Raw genomic sequence first — 22,201 nt, forward strand, 5'->3', positions numbered from 1 at the left:
AGAGATAGTGGATTAACCAAGCAGCAGCATTGCGAGCGGCAGCACCGGCAGCAGCGCGTCGACGCGATCGAGCACGCCGCCGTGACCGGGCAGCAGCCCGCTGGAGTCTTTCACGCCGGCCTGGCGCTTGAGCAGCGACTCGAACAGATCGCCGATCACGCTGTAGACGACGAGCAGCGTCAGCGCGGCCCACGCACCGGGCATCCCGTAATGCGTGGCGAATGCGGAAAACAGGGTCGGCTCGAACCAGTGCGCGGCCATCGCGGCGCCCGCGACGACCATCACGGCGAGCCAGCCGCCGATCGCGCCCTCCCAGCTTTTGCCGGGACTGATCGTGATTGCGAGCTTACGCTTGCCGAACGCCTTGCCTGCGAAGTATGCGCCGATATCGGCGAGCCAGACGACCAGCAGCAGCGACAGCACGAACGGCACGCCCTGCGCACGTGCGGCGACGAGCGCGTGCCAGCAGGCCGCGAACACCACGAAGCCGGCCGCGAGCAGGAACGGCCGCCACACGGCGCCCGCGAGCAGCGGCTTGCGCCGCAGCGCGAACGGGCCGACCAGCAGCCAGAACACGCCGGCTGCCATGAAAAGAGGACGGGACGAAGCCGCGCCGACGCCGAGCGGCACGGTCGCCGCGAGCGCGAGCGCGGCGGCGAGCGCATAGACGACGGCGCCGGTCGCGCCGAGCTTCAGCAGCCGCGCCCATTCCCACGCGGCGAACACGAGCACGACGCCGATCAGCGCGCCGAAGCCGGCCAGCGGCGCGAACAGCGTCACCGGCAGCAGCACTGCCAGCATCACGACCGCCGTGATCACACGGGTCTTCAGCATGAAAGGGAATCGGCGTTTTGCGATTGCGGCTCGAGCTGGGCGCTGGTGCGCCCGAAACGGCGCTCGCGCTCGGTATACGACGCGATCGCATCGGCCAGCGCCGCGCCGTCGAAGTCCGGCCAGTATTTGTCGGTGAAGTAGAACTCGGCGTACGCGAGCTGCCACAGCAGGAAATTGCTGACGCGCTGCTCGCCGCCGGTGCGGATAAAGAGATCGGGCTCCGGCGCATAGGCCATCGCCAGGTGCGGCGCGAACGCTTCCTCGGTCACGTCGACCTCGCGGCCTTCGCGCACGGCCTGGGCGACGAGCTTCTTGGTCGCCTGCAGGATGTCCCAGCGGCCGCCGTAGTTCGCGGCGATCGTCAGCGTCAGGCGCGTGTTGCGCGCGGTCTTGGTTTCGGCGCGGCGGATCAGGTCGCGGATGCGCGGCTCGAAGCGATCGAGATCGCCGACCACCCGCAGGCGGATGCCGTTCGCATGCAGCTTGCCGATTTCGCGTTCGAGCGCGGTGATGAACAGCCGCATCAGGAACGACACTTCGTCGTTCGGGCGCCGCCAGTTCTCCGAACTGAACGCGAACAGCGTCAGATATTGGACGCCGGCGCGCGCACAGCCTTCGACCACCGACCGCACGGCGTCCACGCCGCGGGTGTGCCCGGCGACGCGCGGCAAGCGGCGTTCGGTTGCCCAACGGCCGTTGCCGTCCATGATGATCGCGATATGACGCGGCACGGCGCCGACGTCAGGCACGCGAACGGTAGAGCTGGTATAGGTCATGGCCGTTGAGACAGTAAGGCGGAATGAAGGCGGCGCGCGAGGACGGTCGTCAGACCGTCATGATCTCGGCTTCCTTGGTCTGCACGAGCTTGTCGACCTCGGCAACGTGCTTGTCCGTCAGCTTCTGCACGTCGTCGCTGGCACGACGCTCGTCGTCTTCCGAGATTTCCTTGTCCTTCACGAGCTTCTTGAGCGCTTCGTTCGCGTCGCGACGCAGGTTGCGGATCGCAACCTTCGCCGTCTCGCCTTCGCTCTTGACCACCTTGGTCAGCTCGCGGCGGCGCTCTTCGGTCAGCGCGGGCATCGGCACGCGGATCAGATCGCCGGACGTGGCGGGATTCAGGCCGAGATCGGCTTCGCGGATGGCCTTCTCGACCTTCGCGACCATGTTCTTTTCCCACGGCTGCACGCCGATCGTGCGTGCGTCGACGAGCGTCAGGTTCGCAACCTGCGAGATCGGCACCATCGAACCGTAGTAATCGACCTGCACGTGATCGAGCAGACCGGTGTGCGCACGGCCCGTACGGATCTTTGCCAGATCGTTCTTGAACGCTTCGATCGAGCGCTGCATCTTCTGCTCTACGCCCTTCTTGACATCAGCGACACTCATTTCAACCTCCGAACCTTCCAACCTTCAAAGAACGCGGGCGGCGCCCGGCGCGTCACGCGCCTCGGCCGGCTGCCCACGCCGCTTGCCCGCATCCGCGGGAGTTTACACGTGGACGAGCGTACCTTCGTCCTCGCCCAGCACGATACGCTTGAGCGCACCCGGCTTGTTGATCGAAAACACGCGAATCGGCAGCTTCTGGTCGCGGCACAGCGCGAAGGCCGTCGCGTCCATCACCTGCAGATTGCGGCTGATCGCCTCGTCGAAGCTGATCGTCGTGTAGCGCGTGGCCGACGGATCCTTCTTCGGATCGGCAGAATATACGCCATCCACCTTGGTCGCCTTCAGCACCACCTCGGCGCCGACTTCCGAGCCGCGCAGCGCGGCGGCCGTGTCCGTCGTGAAGAACGGGTTGCCGGTGCCGGCCGCGAAGATCACGACCTTGCCTTCCTCGAGCTGACGGATCGCACGGGGCCGGATGTAGGGCTCGACGACCTGGTCCATCCGCAGCGCCGACTGCACGCGCGCGACGATACCGGCGTGGCGCATCGCGTCCTGCAGCGCCAGCGCGTTCATCATCGTCGCCAGCATCCCCATGTAGTCGGCCGTCGCACGGTCCATGCCGGCCGCGCCGCCCGCGACACCGCGGAAAATGTTACCGCCGCCGATCACGACGGCCAGCTGCGTACCGAGACCCACGACTTCGGCGATATCCGCCACCATCCGCTCGATCGTCGCGCGATTGATGCCGAAGGCATCGTCGCCCATCAGCGCTTCGCCGGAGAGTTTGAGGAGGACGCGTTTATAGGCATTGGACATAGGGGCTTCCGAGCGACGAGAGGATGACAACCACGAACTGTAGGGGCGAAATACTGATTCGGGCAAGCGCCGACGACCGGACCGGGGTTCCCGGCCGGCCGGCGGCGGCGCCGGCCGCGGCGGAGCGGACGCCCGCCGCGGATACTGCCTGACTGCTTACTGCTGCTTTGCTGCTGCGACTTGCGCGGCCACTTCGGCGGCGAAGTCGTCCTGACGCTTCTCGATGCCTTCGCCGACGACGAACAGCGCGAACTTCTGCACTGCCGCATCCGCCGCCTTCAGCATCTGCTCGATCGTCTGCTTGTCGTTCTTCACGAACGTCTGGTTCAGCAGCGACACTTCCTTCAGGTACTTCTGGACGCTGCCGTCGACCATCTTCGCGACGATTTCGGCCGGCTTGCCCGATTCGGCAGCCTTCTGCTCGGCCACGCGGCGTTCCGTGTCGATCAGTTCAGCCGGGACGTCGGCTGCCGACAGGGCGACCGGCTTCATTGCCGCGATGTGCATCGCGACGTCCTTGCCGACCTGCTCTTCGGCACCCGTGTACTCGACGATCACGCCGATGCGCGCGCCGTGCAGGTACGTGGCGATCTTGTTCGCGGTTTCGAAGCGAACGAAACGGCGGATCGAGACGTTTTCGCCGATCTTGCCGATCAGCGCCAGACGGACTGCGTCGACCGTCGAGCCGTCGAGCGGCAGCGCCGACAGCGCAGCCACGTCGGCCGGGTTTTGCGTCGCGACGAGTTCTGCAACCGTCTTCGAGAATGCGAGGAAGTCGTCGTTCTTCGCGACGAAGTCGGTTTCGCAGTTCAGCTCGACCAGCGCGCCGGCATTGCCGCCGACGAACGATGCGACGACGCCTTCGGCCGTCACGCGCGATGCGGCCTTGCTCGCCTTGTTGCCGAGCTTGACGCGCAGCAGCTCTTCGGCCTTGGCCAGATCGCCGTCGGCTTCCGTCAGCGCCTTCTTGCACTCCATCATCGGTGCATCGGTCTTTGCGCGCAGTTCTGCCACCATGCTTGCGGTAATTGCCGCCATCATTCGCTCCTTGAGTCTGTATTCACCACACCGCCCGCTTGGACGCGAACGGCCGAATTTCGTTTCCGGACCCGCGCCGTTTCGGCGCGATCAGGTCCGGCGCACAAGCTTAAAAAAAGGGGGCCTGTTGAGAGCCCCCTTTTTGCGCCGGCTCGGGGCCAGTTACGCGTTTTCCTCGACGTATTCGTCGTCGCCGCGCACGGCCTGGACCACTTCGTTGACCGCGTTCGCACGGCCTTCGAGGATCGCGTCGGCCACGCCTTGCGCGTACAGCGCAACGGCCTTGCTCGAGTCGTCGTTACCCGGGATCACGTAGTCCACACCTTCCGGCGAGTGGTTCGTGTCGACCACGGCGATGACCGGCACGCCCAGCTTGTTCGCTTCGGTGACGGCAATCTTGTGGTAGCCGACGTCGATGACGAAGATCGCGTCCGGAATGCCGCCCATGTCCTTCACGCCGCCGATCGACTTTTGCAGCTTGGCGATTTCGCGTTCGAACAGCAGCGCTTCCTTCTTGCTCATCTTTTCGGTTTCACCCGCTTCGACGGCCGCTTCCATGTCCTTCAGGCGCTTGATCGACACCTTCAGCGTCTTGAAGTTGGTCATCATGCCGCCGAGCCAGCGTGCGTTGACGTACGGCATGCCCGCACGTTGCGCTTCCTGGGCGATCGTGTCACGCGACTGGCGCTTCGTGCCGACGAACAGGATCGTGCCGCGGTTCGCTGCCAGCTGGCGCACGTACTTCTGTGCGTCCGTGAACATCGGCAGCGTCTTTTCGAGGTTGATGATGTGAATCTTGTTGCGGTGACCGAAAATGAACGGAGCCATCTTCGGGTTCCAGAAGCGCGTCTGGTGACCGAAGTGGACACCGGCTTCCAGCATTTGGCGCATCGTGACTGCCATGTAAATTCTCCACGAGGGTTGGGTCTTAAGCCGGCTGCCGTACCGCCGCGCGAGCGCCCCGAAGGACCGCCATTCCGCGCGGCCGGCACCCTGGTTGCGCCGGCTTGCGATTCGGCACGTGCGAATGCGCGTGCCGCAAGTCCTTCATCTCGATGCCACCCCAAAAAGCGGGCAACGTTCGGCATTTGGATGTCGACTTAGCCAAAGAGTATAGCATGCCGATTTGTCACCTCTCAAGTCGCGCACCACTTTCGCCTGCCGTGCGGCTGCCGGCCGAACAATCGGCGAAAACCCGCACGCGCCCGATCGGCAGGGGCTGCGACCGCAGCCATAAGGTGCGATAATCCGTCAATTCACCGCATTCCAGGCATACCTCGATGGCTATTACGCTCAAAAACGAACACGACATCGCGCAGATGCGTGTCGCCTGCCGTCTCGCGAGCGAAGTGCTCGACTTCATCACGCCGCACGTCGTCGCGGGCGTCACGACCGCCGAGCTCGATCGGCTCTGTCACGAATTCATGCTGAACGAGCAGGGCACCGTCCCCGCGCCGCTCAACTATCAGCCGCCCGGCTATCCGCCGTACCCGAAGGCCACCTGCATTTCGGTCAACGACGTGATCTGCCACGGCATTCCGGGCGAGAAGGTGCTGAAGAACGGCGACGCGCTGAACATCGACATCACCGTGATCAAGAACGGCTACTTCGGCGACACCAGCCGGATGTTCATCGTCGGCGAAGGCTCGATCCTCGCGAAGCGCCTGGTGCAGACGACCTACGAGTGCATGTGGCTCGGCATCGACCAGGTCAAGCCCGGCGCGCACCTCGGCGACATCGGCCACGCGATCCAGAAACATGCGGAAGCGCAGGGCTACAGCGTCGTGCGCGAATACTGCGGCCACGGCATCGGCACGGTGTTCCACGAAGATCCGCAGGTCGTCCACTACGGCCGGCCGGGCACCGGCATCGAGCTGAAGGCCGGGATGATCTTCACGATCGAGCCGATGATCAACGCCGGCAAGCGCGACATCCGCACGATGCCCGACCAGTGGACGGTCAAGACGCGCGATCGCAGCCTGTCCGCGCAATGGGAGCACACGGTGCTCGTGACCGACACCGGCTACGAAGTGCTGACCGTGTCGGCCGGCACGCCGGCGCGCCCCGTGTTCGCGCAACCGGCCGCCGCGGTCTGAGCGCCGCCGCGCCGCCCGCCCCACCCAGCTTTCTCATCTGAACGGCCGCCCATGAGCGCTCACGCCGCCCCCTCGCCCGAAGCGCTGTCGCGGCGCGCCGAATTCAAGGCCGCCAAGGCCGACCTGCTCGAGCGCTTTCGCAGCGCGACCAACGTCACGTCGCTGATGCACGCGCTGTCGAAACTCACCGACAGCGCACTGAAACGCGTATGGGACGACTGCGGGCTGCCCGCGACGCTCGCGCTGGTCGCCGTCGGCGGCTACGGGCGCGGCGAACTCGCGCCCCACTCCGACGTCGACATCCTCGTCCTGCTGCCCGATGCGCACGATCCGGCGCTCGATGCGCGCATCGAGCGCTTCATCGGGATGGCGTGGGATCTCGGCCTCGAGATCGGCAGCAGCGTACGGACGGTCGCGCAATGTATCGAAGAGGCGTCGCAGGACGTCACCGTGCAGACCTCGCTGCTCGAGGCGCGCCGCATCTTCGGCAGCACCGCGTTGTTCGAGCGCTTCACCGTTCGCTATCACGAAGAGGCGCTCGATGCGCGCGCCTTCTTCACCGCGAAGGTGCTCGAGATGCGTCAGCGCCACGCGAAGTTCCAGGACACGCCGTACAGCCTCGAACCGAACGTGAAGGAAAGCCCCGGCGGGCTGCGCGACCTGCAGACCATCCTCTGGATCGCACGCGCGGCAGGCTTCGGCAGCAGCTGGCGCGAGCTCGACACGCGCGGCCTCATCACCGAGCGCGAGGCGCGCGAGCTGCGCCGCAACGAAGGGTTCCTGAAGGCGCTGCGCGCGCGGCTGCACGTGATCGCCGGCCGCCGTCAGGACGTGCTCGTGTTCGACCTGCAGACGCAGGCTGCCGAGAGCTTCGGCTATCGGCCGACGCAGGCCAAGCGCGCGAGCGAGCAGCTGATGCGCCGCTACTACTGGGCGGCGAAGGCCGTCACGCAGCTCGCGACGATCCTGATCCAGAACATCGAGGCGCAGCTGTTCCCCGCGACGAGCGGCATCACGCGCGTGCTGTCGCACGATCGCTTCGTCGAGAAGCAAGGCATGCTCGAGATCGTCGACGACGGCGTGTTCGAGCGCCATCCCGACGCGATCCTCGAAGCGTTCCTGCTGTACGAGACGACGCGCGGCGTGAAGGGCCTGTCGGCCCGCACGCTGCGCGCGCTGTACAACTCGCGCGAAATCATGAACGACACGTGGCGGCGCGATGCACAGAACCGCCACACGTTCATGCAGATCCTGCAGCAGCCCGAAGGCATCACGCATGCGTTCCGGCTGATGAACCAGACCAGCGTGCTCGGCCGCTATCTGCTGAATTTTCGCCGCATCGTCGGCCAGATGCAGCACGACCTATATCACGTGTACACGGTCGACCAGCACATCCTCATGGTGTTGCGCAACATCCGCCGCTTCGCGGTGGCCGAGCATGCGCACGAATATCCGTTCTGCAGCCAGCTGATCGGCAATTTCGAGCGCCCGTGGGTGCTCTACGTCGCGGCGCTGTTCCACGACATCGCGAAGGGCCGCGGCGGCGATCACTCGACGCTCGGCATGGCCGACGCGCGACGCTTCTGCCGCGAACACGGCATCGGCGGCGACGATGCGGCGCTGATCGTATGGCTGGTCCAGCATCACCTGACGATGAGCCAGGTCGCGCAGAAGCAGGACACGAGCGACCCGGAAGTGATCAAGCGCTTCGCCGCGATCGTCGGCAACGAACGCTACCTGACCGCGCTCTATCTGCTGACCGTTGCCGATATCCGCGGCACCAGCCCGAAGGTGTGGAACACCTGGAAGGGCAAGCTGCTCGAGGATCTGTACCGCATCACGCTCGCGGTGCTCGGCGGCGCGAAGCCCGACGCGCATTCGGAACTGAAGTCGCGCCAGGAGCAGGCGCTCGCGTTGCTGCGCCTCGAGACCGTGCCCGACGACGCGCATCGCGCGCTGTGGGATCAGCTCGACGTCGGCTTCTTCCTGCGTCACGACGCGGCCGACATCGCGTGGCAGACGCGCGTGCTGTACCGCCACGTGAACGCCGAGACCGCGATCGTGCGGGCGCGGCCGTCGCCGATCGGCGACGCGCTGCAGGTGCTCGTGTACGTGAAGGACCGCCCCGACCTGTTCGCGGGCATCTGCGCGTATTTCGACCGCAACGGGCTGTCGGTGCTCGATGCCCGCGTCAGCACGACGCGGCACGGCTACGCGCTCGACAACTTCATCGTCACGCAGACCGAGCGCGACGTGCGCTACCGCGACATCGCGAATCTCGTCGAACAGCAGCTCGCGACGCGGCTCGCCGAAACCGCGCCGCTGCCGGAGCCGTCGAAGGGCCGCCTGTCGCGACTGTCCCGCACTTTTCCGATCACGCCGCGCGTCGACCTGCGGGCCGACGAGCGCGGCCAGTACTACATCCTGTCCGTGTCCGCGAACGACCGGCCGGGCCTTCTCTATTCGATCGCGCGCGTGCTGGCCGAGCATCGGGTCGGCGTCCATGCGGCGCGGATCAATACGCTCGGCGAACGCGTCGAGGACATCTTCCTGCTCGATGGTGCCGGCCTGTCCGACAACCGCCTGCAGATCCAGCTTGAAACCGAATTGCTGCGCGCGATCGCAGTCTGAATGAATCCCAGCGTTTATGCGCACCAAATTGACCGTCAAGAATCCGCGGCCGGCGTCGCCGACCCGCGCACCCGTCCGCTCCGGCAGCCTCGTCGCCCGCAAGGCCGTGCGCCCCGCCGCGCCGGCCCCCGGCGACAAGCCGCCGCGTGCGCAGAAGCCCGCCGCGGCCGGCGCCGGCAAGCGTGCCGCCGAGTCGCGCGATGCACAACGGCCGGGCGCGGATCGCGCGCCGGCGAAGCGCGCGCCGCGTGACGCCGGCGCAGCGCGCGGCGACGCGCGGCCGTACCGCAGCGCCGACGGCAAGCCGGAGGCGCGGCCGCGCCGTGCAGGCGCCGAAGGCGGTGCGCGTGCGCCGTATCGCGACAAGGATGCCGGCGAAGGCGCGAAGCGCAGCTTCGGCGAACGTCGTGCGACCGGCGACCGTCCGGCGCGTCCCGCTCGCGATGACGATCGCCCGCGCCGCACAGGTGGCGAAGGCGGCGCACGCGCGCCGTATCGCGACAAGGCAGCCGGTGAAGGCGCGAAGCGCAGCTTCGGCGACCGTCCGGCGCGTCCCGCACGCGATGACGATCGCCCGCGCCGCGCAGGTAGCGAAGGCGGCGCACGCGCGCCATATCGCGACAAGGCGGCCGGTGAAGGCGCGAAGCGCAGCTTCGGCGACCGTCCGGCGCGTCCCGCACGCGATGACGATCGCCCGCGCCGCGCAGGTAGCGAAGGCGGCGCACGCGCGCCGTATCGCGACAAGGCAGCCGGTGAAGGTGCGAAGCGCAGCTTCGGCGACCGCCCCGCACGTCCCGCTCGCGACGACGATCGCCCGCGCCGCGCAGGCGCCGAAGGCGGCGCACGTACGCCGTATCGCGACAAGGCAGCCGGTGAAGGCGCAAAACGCAGCTTCGGCGACCGCCCCGCACGTCCCGCACGCGATGACGATGCACGCCCGCGCCGCGCAGGCGCCGAAGGCGGCGCACGCGCGCCTTACCGCGACAAGGATGCCGGCGCAGGCGCAAAACGCAGCTTCGGCGACCGCCCCGCGCGCCCGGCACGCCCCACCGAGCGCAGCAGCACCGAGCGCCGCACGAGCAGCCCCGCACTGAAAACCACCCAGCCGGTCAAGCACCGCGCCGCCGACATCGATCACGGTGACGAAACGGGCCTGATGCGGCTGTCGAAGCGCATGTCGGAACTCGGCCTGTGCTCGCGTCGCGAAGCCGACGAATGGATCGAACAGGGTTGGGTCCTCGTCGACGGCGAACGCATCGACACGCTCGGCACCAAGGTGCGCCCGGATCAGAAGATCGAGATCGACGAGCGCGCAAGCGCCGCGCAGGCCGCGCAAGTGACGATCCTGCTGCACAAGCCGGTCGGATATGTGTCGGGCCAGGCGGAAGACGGCTACGAGCCTGCGGCGGTGCTGATCACGCGCGCGAACCAGTGGAGCGGCGACCGTTCGCAGATTCGCTTCTCGCCGCAGCACCTGCACGCGCTCGCGCCGGCGGGACGGCTCGACATCGATTCGACCGGGCTGCTCGTGCTGACGCAGAACGGCCGGATCGCGAAGCAGCTGATCGGCGAGCAGTCGGACATCGACAAGGAATATCTGGTGCGCGTGCGTTACGGCGAACACCTGATCGACATCGATCAGCACTTCCCCGCCGAATCGCTCGCGAAGCTGCGCCACGGCCTCGAGCTCGACGGCGTCCCGCTGAAGCCGGCGATGGTCAGCTGGCAGAACGGCGAGCAGTTGCGCTTCGTGCTGCGCGAAGGCAAGAAGCGTCAGATCCGCCGCATGTGCGAGATGGTCGGCCTCGAAGTGATCGGCCTGAAGCGCGTGCGGATGGGCCGCGTGATGCTCGGCGCGCTGCCGCAAGGCCAGTGGCGCTATCTGTCGCCCGACGAGTCGTTCTGACGGCCCGCACGCGCTTGCCGCGAGCACGAAGAACAAAGCCCGCTGCACGCGGGCTTTGTTCGTTTACAGCGGGACATCGCCGCGCGATCGTCAGTCGTCGTCGCTCGGATCGAGCCCGGGGAACAGCACGTCGGTGAACCCGAAGCGCGTGAAATCGGTGATCCGCATCGGATAGAGTTTGCCGATCAGATGATCGTATTCGTGCTGCACGACGCGCGCATGGAAGCCTTCGGCGACGCGGTCGATCTTCGCGCCGAACTGGTCGTAGCCGACGTAGCGGACCTTCGCATAACGGCTCACCACGCCGCGCATGCCGGGCACCGACAGGCAGCCCTCCCAGCCCTCCTCCATGTCCGGCGGCATGTATTCGACCTTCGGATTGATCAGCACCGTCTCGGGCACCGGCGGCGCGTCCGGATAGCGGTTGTTGTTGCCGAAGCCGAAGATGATGATCTGCAGCCCGATGCCGATCTGCGGCGCGGCGAGCCCCGCTCCGTTCGCGTGATGCATCGTCTCGAACATGTCCGCGACGATCTCGTGCAGTTCCGGCGTATCGAACTGTCCGACCGGCTCGGCGATTTCGAGCAGGCGCGGGTCGCCCATCTTCAGGATCTCGCGAATCATTGCGTATTGCCCTCCAGGAGTTGGTGCAGTCCGTCTTCGTCGAGCACCGGGATGCCGAGTTCCTCGGCCTTCGCGAGCTTGCTGCCGGCTTCGGCGCCCGCGACCACGTAATCCGTCTTCTTCGATACCGATCCGGCCACCTTCGCGCCGGCCGCTTCGAGCATCTCCTTCGCCGCGTCGCGCGTGAGCGTCGGCAAGGTGCCGGTCAGCACGACCGTCTTGCCGGCGAGCACGCCTTGCGGCGCCTTCGGCGCGGGCGGCCCTTCCGGCCACGTGACCTTGCCGGGCGCGCGCAACTGGTCGATCACCGTGCGGTTGTGCTCCTCCGCGAAGAACTGGTGGATCGACTCGGCGACGATCGGCCCGACGTCGTTGACTTCGAGCAGTTCCTCGATCGACGCGTCCATGATCGGATCGAGCGAGCCGAAATGCTTCGCGAGATCCTTCGCGGTCGATTCGCCGACGTGGCGAATGCCGAGCCCGTAAATGAAGCGCGCGAGCGTCGTGTGCTTCGCCTTCTCGAGCGAATCGAGCAGATTCTGCGCGGACTTTTCGGCGAAGCGGTCGAGCTCCGCGAGCGTCGCGAAACCGAGATTGAACAGGTCGGCCGGCGTGCGCACGAGGTTCAGCTCGACCAGCTGATCGATGATCTTCTCGCCGAGCCCGTCGATGTCGAGCGCGCGGCGCTGCGCGAAGTGCCACAGCGCCTGCTTGCGCTGCGCCGGGCAGAACAGGCCGCCCGTACAGCGCGCGATCGCCTCGTCCGGCAGGCGCTCGATCTTCGAGCCGCACACCGGGCACTCGGTCGGCATCACGAATTCGGCCGCGTCGGCCGGCCGGCGCTCGAGCAGCGCGCCGACGACCTCCGGAATCACGTCGCCTGCGCGCCGCACGATCACGGTGTCGCCGATCCGGATGTCCTTGCGGCGCACTTCGTCCTCGTTGTGCAGCGTCGCGTTGGTCACCGTCGCGCCGCCGACGAACACCGGCTCGAGCCGCGCGACCGGCGTGATCGCGCCGGTGCGGCCGACCTGCACGTCGATCGCGACGAGCTTCGTCAGCGCTTCCTGCGCGGGGAATTTGTGCGCGAGCGCGAAGCGCGGCGCGCGCGATACGAAGCCGAGGCGGTCCTGCTCGTCGCGCCGGTTCACCTTGTAGACGACGCCATCGATGTCGTACGGCAGCGATTCGCGCCGCTCGCCGACCTTGCGGAAGAATTCGAGCAGCCCCTGCGCGCCGCGCACGACGGCGCGTTCGCGGTTCACCGGCAGGCCGAGCGCTTCGTACCAGTCGAGCAGCGCGCTGTGGGTATCGGGCATCGGCATCCCGTCGAGCACGCCGATCCCGTACGAGAAGAACGACAGCGGACGCTGCGCGGTGATCTTCGGATCGAGCTGGCGCAGGCTGCCGGCCGCCGCGTTGCGCGGGTTCGCGAATTCGCGCTGCTCGGCCGCCCGCTGGCGTTCGTTCAGGCGCGCGAAATCGCGTTTGAACATCAGCACTTCGCCGCGCACGTCGAGCAGCGCGGGCACGTGGGCGCCCTTCAGCTTCAGCGGAATCGAGCGGATCGTGCGCACGTTCTCGGTCACGTCCTCGCCGGTCGTGCCGTCGCCGCGCGTCGACGCCTGCACGAACACGCCGCGCTCGTAGCGCAGCGAAATGGCGAGCCCGTCGAACTTCAGCTCGCACGCGTATTCGACGGGGTCCGTCACCGAGCCGGCGAGATCGGTCGGCTTGTCGAGCGCATCGGCGACGCGCTTGTCGAACGCGACGATGTCGTCGTCGCTGAAGCCGTTGTTCAGCGACAGCATCGGCGCGTCGTGAACGACCGGCGTGAACCCGCTCGCCACTGCGCCGCCGACGCGCTGCGTCGGCGAATCGGGCGTCACGAGTTCGGGATGATCGGCTTCGAGCTGCTGCAGCTCGCGAAACAGCCGATCGTATTCGGCGTCGGGCAGGTCCGGCTGATCGAGCACGTAGTAGGCGTAGTTCGCCCGCTCGAGTTGGTCGCGCAGCCACGCGGCGCGCGCGTCGGGCTGGCTGGCTGGCGGTTCGGCTTGGGTTCGGGCCATGCTGGCGGCAGGTGCGTTCTGAAAAATCGGAATTCCGATTATCTCAGTTTGACGCCGCGACGTGGGCGCGCGATGCGCGCCCGCGCCGGCCCGCCGCGCGGATGCGGCACTGCAGCGACGCGCAGCGGCGTCGCGGCCGCTGCGCGCCGAACGCGTTACTGGCTGAACAGACGGCGCGTGACCGGCGAGCCGGCCGGAATGCCGGCTTCCTCGAGCTTCGCGTACAGCTTCATCAGCTGCTGGTCGATCGCGACCAGCGCCGACTCCGGCAGCGGCCGGCGCGAATCGTCGACGACCCGCGCGCCGATGCGCTCGGACAGCGACTTCGCGTAGTCGCACATCAGCCGGAACGGCAGGATGTCCTCTTCGGCGACCGGCACGTCGAGCACCAGCGTGATCATGTTGCCGCCCTTGTACGTCAGGTCGTCGCGCAGGAAGTTGGTGTCGCCGAACTGCAGCATGAACACCGGGTTCTGCTTCGCGTCGAGCTTCACGAAACGCGTGCCGTCGCGCGACAGCAGGAGCCCGTCCTGCGACGCGACGGCCTGCACGTAGTTCGCCGACCACGGCGCGCCGTCCGACATCACGTTGATCGACAGCTGCGCGTCGCACTGCGCGGCGAATCCGTCGAGCTCGCGCGCCATCGCGACCGTTTCCATCATGTCGGGGAATTCCGGCGCGCCGTCAATCGCGTCGGCGAACTGCTGGACACCCGTCACGAACTCGGAGAACTCGAGCTCGTTGAGCGCGCCGCTGCGGTTCGCGAGCTGCGCGGCCGCGCGCAGTTCCTCGTAGCGAACGCCGTTCTGCAGCAGCTCCCACTGACCGCCTTCCGGCTTGCCTTCGATATGCACGGGCTTGCTGCCCGCGCGCCGCAGCCGCTGCGCGACCGGCAGGATCTTGTCGCCCGGCAGCGGTGCGCCGAGCCGGATCGGCACGATGCAGTCGATGCGGCGATCGACGATCGCGGGCGGAGCCGACGAGATGGTCGTCGCGGCCGGCAGCACCGGCTCGACGTGCTCGTCGTCCGCTACGCCGGCGGCCGGCGCTTCGTGCGCGGCGGCGGCCGGCGTGCCTTCGTCGGCGGCCCGCTCGGCCACGCCGTCGGACCCGGCCGACACATCGGCGCCGACGCCGACGCTCTCGGCCTGCAGGTCGACCGGCTCATCGGCCGGCGCCACGCCGCCGAACGTCGGCTCTACGCGTGCGGCTTCCGACGCCGCGCTCGCGGCCGGGGCGGGCGCAGGCGCTGCCGGTTCGCGGCGCACCGGCTGGCGCACCGGCTCGATGAACGGCAGCTCTTCGTCGCGCTCGGGGCGGTTCATCGCGTCGGCCGCCTCTTCCGGCATCGGACGCGGCATCCTGCGCCGCACCTTCGCACCCTGCCATGCGTTGTAGACCACGACGCCGCCCACCACGACGGCGCCCGCGCCGATCAAACCGAGTGTCAACTCGTCCATGCACGCTCCATCAGCAATTCTTTTTCGTCGGAACCGCGAACGGGCGCCCATGCGCCGCGCGAACGCGGTCCGGTTTCGTCAAACGTCAATTCTGGGCAAAACCCGCGGCGGTTTCCATGTCCACCGCGACGATGCGCGACACGCCCTGCTCCTGCATCGTCACGCCGATCAGCTGCTGCGCCATCTCCATCGCGATCTTGTTGTGCGAGATGAACAGGAACTGCGTCTTGTCGGACATCGCGCGCACGAGGTTCGCGAAACGCTCGGTGTTCGCGTCGTCGAGCGGCGCGTCGACCTCGTCGAGCAGACAGAACGGCGCCGGATTCAGCTGGAACATCGCGAACACCAGCGCGGTCGCGGTGAGCGCCTTCTCGCCGCCCGACAGCAGGTGGATCGTCGCGTTCTTCTTGCCCGGCGGCTGCGCCATCACCTGCACGCCCGCGTCGAGGATCTCGTCGCCCGTCATGATCAGCTTCGCCTGGCCGCCGCCGAACAGGCGCGGGAACAGATCGCTGAAATGGCGGTTGACCTCGTCGAAGGTGCCTTGCAGCAGCGTGCGGGTTTCCTGGTCGATCTTGTGGATCGCGTCCTCGAGCGTCGTGATCGCGTCGGTCAGGTCGGCCGACTGCGCGTCGAGGAACACCTTGCGCTCGCTCGCCGCCTTCAGCTCGTCGAGCGCGGCCATGTTGACCGGGCCGAGTGCGTTGATCGCGTTGTTCAGGCGCGTGACTTCGCCCTGCAGGTACGACGGCTTCAGATCGGGCGTGAGCTTCTCGCGCAGCGCTTCCTCGTCGACCTCGGCCGCCGCGAGCTGCTCGGCGAACTGCTCGACCGCGAGGCGCGCGGCCTGCTCCTTCAGCTGCAGCTCGGTGATGCGGTCGCGCAGCGGCTGCAGCGAACGCTCGGCGACGAGGCGCTGCTCGTCCGATGCGCGCAGCTTCGCGGTCAGGTCGTCGAGTTCGAGCCGCGCGGCCTGCAGCGCCTGCTCCTTCGCCGCGCGAATCTCGAGCGCGTCCTGCAGGCCCGTGTGCGCGGTCTGCTCGTTGATCGTTTCGAGTTCCGCGCGTGCGTCCTCGAGCGACACGGCGACGCGCTCGCTCTGCTCGTGCGCGACCTGGATGCTGCGCTTGAGCTCGTCGATGCGCGTGACCGCGTTGCGCGCCGCGAAGCGCGCGTCGTTCGCGCCGCGCTCGAGATCGCGCGCTTCCTGACGCGCCTGCGTCAGCGATTCGTCCAGCGCCTCGAAGGCGAGCTGGTTGTCCTCGAAGCGCGCCTGCAGCTCCGCCAGTTCGCCGTCGAAACGCTCGAAGTTGGCTTCCGATTCCGCCCGCAACGCACGCTGCTCGTCGATCTGCGCGCCGATTTCCTCGAGCTCCTCGCGGATCTGCGTACTGCGCTGCGTGTAGCGCTCGTGCGCTTGCGCGAGCTTCAGCACGTCCATCTGCAGCGCATGCACGCGCTGCGTCGCGCGGTCGGCCTGCGCGCGCACGTCGCCGAGCGCCTGCGCAGCCTGCGTGTGCGCGGCCTCCGCGCGCACGGCGGCGGTGCGCGCCTCGTCGGCGAGCAGCGCCTGCGCCCGCACCTGGCGCGCGAGGTTCTCGATTTCCTGCTGGCGGGCCAGCATCCCGGCCTGCTCCGAATCGGCCGCGTACAACTGCACGCCGACCCGCGTCACGATGTGACCGGCCTTCACGACGAACGCACCGCCTGCCGGCAGTTGCGCACGCGTCGCGAGCGCCTGCGCGACGTCGTCGGCGACGTACACGTTGCCGAGCCAGTCGTTCAGCACCGCGCGGATGCCCGCATCGTCGATGCGCACGAGCGACAGCACCGGGCGCAGCCCGGCTGCGGCGACCGGCGGCTCGCCCGCAGTGGGCGGCGCGTAGAACGCGAGCTTCGCGGGCGGCGCATCGGTGGCGAACGCCTTCACCCAGTCGAGATTCGACACTTCGAGCGCCGCGAGGCGCTCGCGCAGCACGGCTTCGAGCGCGGCTTCCCAGCCGGCTTCGACATGCAGCTTCTTCCACAGCCGCGGCAGCGCGCCGAGCTCGTGCTTGTCGAGCCACGGCTGGATCTTGCCTTCGGTCTGCACGTTCTCCTGCAGCTGCTTGAGCGCGGCGAGGCGCGCCTCGAGCTGGTGAATCTGCGCGCTCTCGGCCTGCACGCGCTCGTGCGCGGCGCGGCGTTCGCCGTCGAGCCGCGGCAGCGTCTCCTGCGCATCGGCCAGACGCGCCTGCGCTTCGGCGAGCACCTCTTCCTGCTCGGCGAGCTGCATGCGCAGCTCCTCGAGCTGCGCCTCGTCGGGCGCGTCGAGACCGCCGGCCTCCGACTTCAGCCGCTCGTGGCGCTGCTGCAGCTGTTGCAGCTGCTGGTCGGCGTTGCGCTGGTGTGCGGCTTCGAGCTTCAGCGACTGTTCGGTCTGCGCGATGCGCGCGCGCTCGTCGTTGAGCTGCGCCTGCGCGTCGCGCCATTTCGCTTCGAGCGCCGGCAGCGCGTCATGCTTGGCGGCGGCCGCGTCCTCGGCCAGCGCGGCCTTTTCGTCGGCGATCGCGCGCGCTTCTTCCGCTTCCTCGAGCTCGTCCTGCGCCTTCTCGGCCTGCGCGCGCCATTGCTCGCGCTGCGCGTTCAGCGCGGCGATCTGCGCCTGCACGCGGTTGCGCGATTCGACGATGAACTTGATCTCGGCCTCGAGGCGGCTCACTTCGGCGTTCGCCTCGTAGAGCGCGCCCTGCGCGCCCTGCATCGCGTCGCTCGCCGAGTAATGCGCGACGCGCAGCGTCTCGAGCTGCGCCTCGACTTCGCGCAGCTTGGCGGTCTGCGCGTCGAGGTCGATCTGCGCCTGCTCGATCGCGCGCTGCTGCTTCTGCTGCTCGCCCGCGGCCTCGTTCTTGCGCAGCAGCCACAACAGCCGCTGCTTCTCCTCGCCGTCGGCGACGAGTTCCTTGTACCTGGTGGCGACGACGGCCTGCGCCTCGAGCTTCTCGAGGTTCGCGCCGAGTTCGCGCACGATGTCCTCGACGCGCGTCAGGTTCTCGCGCGTGTCGTGCAGGCGGTTCTCGGTCTCGCGGCGGCGTTCCTTGTACTTCGACACGCCGGCGGCTTCTTCGAGGAACACGCGCAGTTCTTCGGGCTTCGCCTCGATGATCCGCGCGATCATCCCCTGGCCGATGATCGCGTATGCGCGCGGGCCGAGGCCGGTGCCGAGGAAGATGTCCTGGATGTCGCGACGCCGCGCCGGCAGGTTGTTGATGTAGTAGCTCGACGTGCCGTCGCGCGTGAGCACGCGCTTCACGGCGATCTCGCCGTACTGGCCCCACTGGCCGGCCGCGCGGCCGTCGGAGTTGTCGAAGATCAGTTCGACGCTCGCCCGGCTGCCGGGCTTGCGGGCGGTCGAGCCGTTGAAGATCACGTCCTGCATCGACTCGCCGCGCAGCTCGGACGCGCGCGACTCGCCGAGCACCCAGCGCACGGCATCGATGATGTTGGACTTGCCGCATCCGTTCGGGCCGACCACGCCGACGAGCTGGCCCGGAACCTGGAAATGCGTGGGATCGACGAAGGATTTGAAGCCAGCGAGTTTGATCGAGCTCAGACGCACGGCGGTATCGGATGTGAAGAAGAGGTGAAACGGACGGAGCCGCGCGGTGCGGGGCCAAATGCCCCGTATGCGCGATGCGCCCCGGAATTCAAAAACGGGGCCGCGCGCATTTCCAGCGTTGGGCCCCGCAAACGGCGTTCATCATACCATCGCGCGTGCACCGTCCCGCCCGTCGCCGGGTTCGCCGGACTTCGGCGCCGCACGATGCACGCGGCTCGACAGCAGCGTCGCGAGCACGATGCACGCGCCGCCCGCCCACTCGCGCGCGCTCGGCAGTTCATTCGCGAACACCCACGCCGACAGCGCGGTGATCACGATCTCGAACAGCATGATGATCGATGCGCGGTTCGCCGGCACGCGCGCGAGCCCGTACTGGACCAGCAGGTTGTTGGCGGCCATCGTCACGCCGATCGCGACGACGATCGAGGCGGCGAGCCCGAGGTGGCCGCCGGCCGGCGCGGCCGGCAGCCCTTCGACCAGCGACGCGATCGCGCCGAACACCGCCGCGCCGCCGAACAGCGTCGCGGTACGCATCTCGGCGCGGATCTGCGGCACTTCACGGCTCGCCTTGATCACCAGCACGTTGCTCATCGCGAAACTGAGCCCGGCCGCGAGCCCCGCCCATTCCGCCGGATTGGCCGGCAGCGGCAAGCCGAGCGCCGGCGACCACAGCATCAGCATCGCGCCGCCGATCGACAGCGCCGCGAGCCCGGCGCCGGCCCAGGTGAGCCGCTCGCGCAGCAGGAAGTGCGCGTAGATCGCCGTCCATGCCGGCGTCAGATAGAACAGCAGCATCACGCGCAGCACTTCGCCGTGCATCGTGCCCCATACGAAGCCGAGATTCGTCACGCCGGCCGTGATCGCGATGCCCGGCAGCACCCAGTGCCAGCGCAGCGTCGCGATGGTGCGGCGCCGCACGACGATCACGAACAGGAACGCGACCGCGCTCGTCAGCGCGCTGGCGAGCGTGCCGGTCAGCCCCAGCGACGCGAGGATGCGCAGCGGATACCAGATCAGGCCCCACACCGATGCGCCGATCAGGATGGCGAGCGTCGGCAGGCTGCCGCGTACCGCGTTGTTCATGTGCTTCGATACCCTTGGTTCGCCCGCCCCGGCCGCCGTCGCGGCGGGCCGTGAGCGCATGGCGTCACGTTATAATCGTCGGTCGCGAGCCGCGCGCCTTCCGCGCCCGTTCGCAACCGTGCGGCCTGCGCGCCGCTCCTTTCGCTCCAACCGGCCGCGATGGCCGCTTCGCCCGTGAACCCTCGACTCGACTCGCTCCAGCCCTATCCCTTCGAAAAGCTGCGCGCCCTGTTCAAGGACGTGACGCCGACCGCCGGCCTGAAACCGATCAGCTTCGGCATCGGCGAGCCCAAGCACCCGACCCCGGCGCTGATCCGCGAGGCCGTCGTCGCATCGCTCGACGGCCTCGCGTCGTACCCGGCCACGGCCGGCTCGGACGCGCTGCGCGCTTCGATCGCCCGTTGGCTCGAACGCCGCTACGGGCTGCCGGCGATCGACGCGGCCACGCAGGTGCTGCCGGTGTCGGGCTCGCGCGAAGCGCTGTTCTCGCTCGCGCAGACAGTGATCGACGCGCGACCGCGCGCGGACGGCAAGAAGGCGATCGTACTCTGTCCGAATCCGTTCTATCAAATTTACGAAGGCGCGGCGCTGCTGGCCGGTGCCGAACCCTATTTCGCGAACAGCGACCCGGCGCGCAATTTCGCGTGCGACTACGCGGCCGTGCCCGACGAAGTGTGGGCGCGCACCCAGCTGCTGTACGTGTGCTCGCCCGGCAACCCGACGGGCGCCGTGCTGACGCTCGACGACTGGCGCGAGCTGTTCGCGCTGTCGGACCGCCACGGTTTCGTGATCGCGTCCGACGAGTGCTATTCGGAAATCTATTTCGACGAAGCGGCGCCGCCGCTCGGCGGCCTCGAGGCCGCGCACCGCCTCGGCCGCGGCTTCGAGCGGCTGGTGATGCTGTCGAGCCTGTCGAAGCGCTCGAACGTGCCGGGCATGCGCTCGGGCTTCGTCGCGGGCGACGCCGCGCTGCTGAAGAAATTCCTGCTGTACCGCACCTACCACGGCGCCGCGCTGTCGCCGGTCTGGCAGCACGCGAGCATCGCCGCGTGGAACGACGAGGCGCACGTGCGCGACAACCGCGCGCTGTATCTGCAGAAGTTCGCGACCGTCACGCCGATGCTCGCCGACGTGATCGACGTGAAGCTGCCCGACGCCGCGTTCTATCTGTGGGCCAACGTCGCGCGCACCGGCCTGTCGGACACCGAGTTCGCCCGCCGCCTGTACGCCGACTATAATGTGACGGTTCTGCCCGGCTCGTACCTCGCGCGCGATGCGCACGGCACGAATCCGGGCCGCGATTTCATCCGGATCGCGCTCGTCGCGGGCACCCCCGAATGCGTCGAGGGCGCGCAACGCATCGTCGAGTTCTGCCGCGCTCTCGCGCGGTAACACGTCCATCCCGATCAATTCCATTCATCTCCTGCGAAAACGAACATGTCGCAACAACTTCAGCAAATCATCGATACCGCCTGGGAAAACCGCGCCGAGCTGTCGCCGAAGGCCGCGCCCGCCGACGTGCGCGAAGCCGTCGCTCACGCGATCGAGCAACTCGACAAAGGTGCGCTGCGTGTCGCCGAGAAGATCGACGGCAACTGGACCGTGCATCAGTGGCTGAAGAAGGCGGTGCTGCTGTCGTTCCGTCTGGAGGACAACGCGCCGATGCCCGCCGGCGGCTACTCGCAGTTCTACGACAAGGTGCCGTCGAAGTTCGCGAACTACACGGCCGAAGACTTCGCCGCGGGCGGCTTCCGCGTCGTGCCGCCGGCCATCGCGCGCCGCGGCTCGTTCATCGCGAAGAACGTCGTGCTGATGCCGTCGTACACCAACATCGGCGCCTACGTCGACGAAGGCACGATGGTCGATACGTGGGCGACCGTCGGCTCGTGCGCGCAGATCGGCAAGAACGTCCACCTGTCGGGCGGCGTCGGCATCGGCGGCGTGCTCGAGCCGCTGCAGGCGAACCCGGTCATCATCGAAGACAACTGCTTCATCGGCGCGCGCTCGGAAGTGGTCGAAGGCGTGATCGTCGAGGAAAACTCGGTCATCTCGATGGGCGTCTATCTCGGCCAGAGCACGAAGATCTACGATCGCGAAACCGGCGAAGTGAGCTACGGCCGCATCCCGGCCGGCTCGGTCGTCGTCGCGGGCAACCTGCCGTCGAAGGACGGCTCGCACAGCCTGTACTGCGCGGTGATCGTGAAGAAGGTCGACGCGAAGACCCGCGCGAAGGTCGGCCTGAACGAGCTGCTGCGAGGCGACTGATGGCCAAGCCGCGCACCGTGGTCGTCTACGGCATTCCGAACTGCGACACCGTGAAGAAGGCCCGCGTCTGGCTCGACGAGCACGGCGTCGAGTTCGAATTCCACGACTTCAAGAAGCTCGGCGTCAGCGCACCGCTCGTCGAGGACTGGCTGAAGGACGTGTCGCTCGACGCGCTCGTGAACAAGCGCGGCACCACCTGGCGCGGCCTCGACGACGCCATGAAGGCGGCCGCGGAAACGAAGTCGGGCGCGGTCGCGCTGATGATCCACAAGCCGTCGGTCATCAAGCGCCCGGTGCTCGTCGTCAACGGTCGCGTGAAGTCGCTCGGCTTCGCGGCCGATCAATACGCGGCGCTGTTCGCCGCCTAGGGTCGCCCGCGCCGCGCCCGCGGG

17 protein-coding genes are annotated in these 22,201 nt (G+C 67.9%); 6 read left to right on the top strand and 11 right to left on the bottom strand.

Going from position 1 to position 22,201, the window contains the following annotated elements; all coding sequences use genetic code 11:
• Nucleotides 1-12: 12 nt before the first annotated feature.
• From C3Y15_RS14510 to rpsB, 6 genes are all read right to left on the bottom strand, one after another.
• Nucleotides 13-834 carry a phosphatidate cytidylyltransferase gene (locus C3Y15_RS14510; RefSeq protein WP_014723217.1) on the bottom strand — a complete coding sequence of 274 codons (822 nt, stop codon included), beginning with the start codon at nucleotides 832-834 and terminating at the stop codon, nucleotides 13-15.
• Entirely contained in the window at nucleotides 828-1,610 is a 783-nt protein-coding gene (gene uppS / locus C3Y15_RS14515) for a polyprenyl diphosphate synthase (RefSeq protein ID WP_011885140.1), read from the bottom strand. The genes C3Y15_RS14510 and uppS overlap by 7 nt, the downstream gene beginning before the upstream one ends.
• Nucleotides 1,611-1,659: 49 nt before the next feature.
• Nucleotides 1,660-2,220 (bottom strand): ribosome recycling factor, encoded by a 561-nt coding sequence (frr, locus tag C3Y15_RS14520; RefSeq protein WP_011885141.1) that lies wholly within the window; start codon nucleotides 2,218-2,220, stop codon nucleotides 1,660-1,662.
• Nucleotides 2,221-2,322: 102 nt separating this feature from the next.
• A complete protein-coding gene (pyrH, locus tag C3Y15_RS14525; protein ID WP_011885142.1) occupies nucleotides 2,323-3,036 on the bottom strand; it encodes a UMP kinase in 714 nt (237 codons plus the stop codon).
• A 156-nt stretch (nucleotides 3,037-3,192) separates the two neighbouring features.
• On the bottom strand, nucleotides 3,193-4,074 hold the full coding sequence (gene tsf, locus C3Y15_RS14530; protein WP_011885143.1) for a translation elongation factor Ts: 882 nt from the start codon (nucleotides 4,072-4,074) through the stop codon (nucleotides 3,193-3,195).
• Between the two features lie 162 nt (nucleotides 4,075-4,236).
• The gene (rpsB, locus tag C3Y15_RS14535) at nucleotides 4,237-4,977 is read right to left on the bottom strand and encodes a 30S ribosomal protein S2 (protein ID WP_011885144.1); all 741 of its coding nucleotides are present in this window, start codon (nucleotides 4,975-4,977) and stop codon (nucleotides 4,237-4,239) included.
• A 377-nt stretch (nucleotides 4,978-5,354) separates the two neighbouring features.
• On the opposite strand from rpsB, the gene map reads away from it, so the two are divergent.
• From map to C3Y15_RS14555, 3 genes are read left to right on the top strand one after another with little or no spacing between them, the layout of a single operon-like run.
• Entirely contained in the window at nucleotides 5,355-6,170 is an 816-nt protein-coding gene (gene map / locus C3Y15_RS14545) for a type I methionyl aminopeptidase (protein WP_011885146.1), read from the top strand.
• A gap of 51 nt (nucleotides 6,171-6,221) precedes the next feature.
• Entirely contained in the window at nucleotides 6,222-8,801 is a 2,580-nt protein-coding gene (locus C3Y15_RS14550) for a [protein-PII] uridylyltransferase (protein ID WP_011885147.1), read from the top strand.
• Nucleotides 8,802-8,817: 16 nt separating this feature from the next.
• On the top strand, nucleotides 8,818-10,707 hold the full coding sequence (locus C3Y15_RS14555) for a pseudouridine synthase (RefSeq protein WP_081055569.1): 1,890 nt from the start codon (nucleotides 8,818-8,820) through the stop codon (nucleotides 10,705-10,707).
• A gap of 90 nt (nucleotides 10,708-10,797) precedes the next feature.
• Here the strand turns inward: C3Y15_RS14555 and def are convergent, their stop codons facing one another.
• The 5 genes from def to C3Y15_RS14580 all read right to left on the bottom strand — a co-directional run bounded on the left by def (nucleotide 10,798) and on the right by C3Y15_RS14580 (nucleotide 19,544).
• Nucleotides 10,798-11,331 carry a peptide deformylase gene (gene def, locus C3Y15_RS14560; RefSeq protein ID WP_011885149.1) on the bottom strand — a complete coding sequence of 178 codons (534 nt, stop codon included), beginning with the start codon at nucleotides 11,329-11,331 and terminating at the stop codon, nucleotides 10,798-10,800.
• Complete coding sequence (gene ligA, locus C3Y15_RS14565; RefSeq protein WP_059461316.1) at nucleotides 11,328-13,403, bottom strand: NAD-dependent DNA ligase LigA; 2,076 nt, start codon at nucleotides 13,401-13,403, stop codon at nucleotides 11,328-11,330. Before ligA ends, def begins: the two co-directional genes overlap by 4 nt.
• A gap of 155 nt (nucleotides 13,404-13,558) precedes the next feature.
• Nucleotides 13,559-14,863 carry a cell division protein ZipA C-terminal FtsZ-binding domain-containing protein gene (locus C3Y15_RS14570; protein ID WP_014723224.1) on the bottom strand — a complete coding sequence of 435 codons (1,305 nt, stop codon included), beginning with the start codon at nucleotides 14,861-14,863 and terminating at the stop codon, nucleotides 13,559-13,561.
• A gap of 85 nt (nucleotides 14,864-14,948) precedes the next feature.
• The gene (gene smc / locus C3Y15_RS14575) at nucleotides 14,949-18,461 is read right to left on the bottom strand and encodes a chromosome segregation protein SMC (protein WP_059740996.1); all 3,513 of its coding nucleotides are present in this window, start codon (nucleotides 18,459-18,461) and stop codon (nucleotides 14,949-14,951) included.
• A gap of 141 nt (nucleotides 18,462-18,602) precedes the next feature.
• The gene (locus C3Y15_RS14580; RefSeq protein ID WP_011885153.1) at nucleotides 18,603-19,544 is read right to left on the bottom strand and encodes a DMT family transporter; all 942 of its coding nucleotides are present in this window, start codon (nucleotides 19,542-19,544) and stop codon (nucleotides 18,603-18,605) included.
• 159 nt (nucleotides 19,545-19,703) lie between these two features.
• Here C3Y15_RS14580 and dapC point away from each other — a divergent pair, with 159 nt between their 5' ends.
• Genes dapC through C3Y15_RS14595 form a run of 3 tightly spaced genes read left to right on the top strand, consistent with a single transcriptional unit; the run spans nucleotide 19,704 to nucleotide 22,177 of the window.
• Entirely contained in the window at nucleotides 19,704-20,936 is a 1,233-nt protein-coding gene (gene dapC, locus C3Y15_RS14585) for a succinyldiaminopimelate transaminase (RefSeq protein WP_041493847.1), read from the top strand.
• Between the two features lie 45 nt (nucleotides 20,937-20,981).
• Complete coding sequence (gene dapD, locus C3Y15_RS14590) at nucleotides 20,982-21,809, top strand: 2,3,4,5-tetrahydropyridine-2,6-dicarboxylate N-succinyltransferase (protein ID WP_006478479.1); 828 nt, start codon at nucleotides 20,982-20,984, stop codon at nucleotides 21,807-21,809.
• Complete coding sequence (locus tag C3Y15_RS14595) at nucleotides 21,809-22,177, top strand: ArsC family reductase (protein WP_011885155.1); 369 nt, start codon at nucleotides 21,809-21,811, stop codon at nucleotides 22,175-22,177. The genes dapD and C3Y15_RS14595 overlap by 1 nt, the downstream gene beginning before the upstream one ends.
• Nucleotides 22,178-22,201: the final 24 nt, after the last annotated feature.

The organism is Burkholderia sp. B10, assembly GCF_004368385.1.
In the GTDB taxonomy this organism is placed as follows: Bacteria; Pseudomonadota; Gammaproteobacteria; order Burkholderiales; family Burkholderiaceae; genus Burkholderia; species Burkholderia vietnamiensis.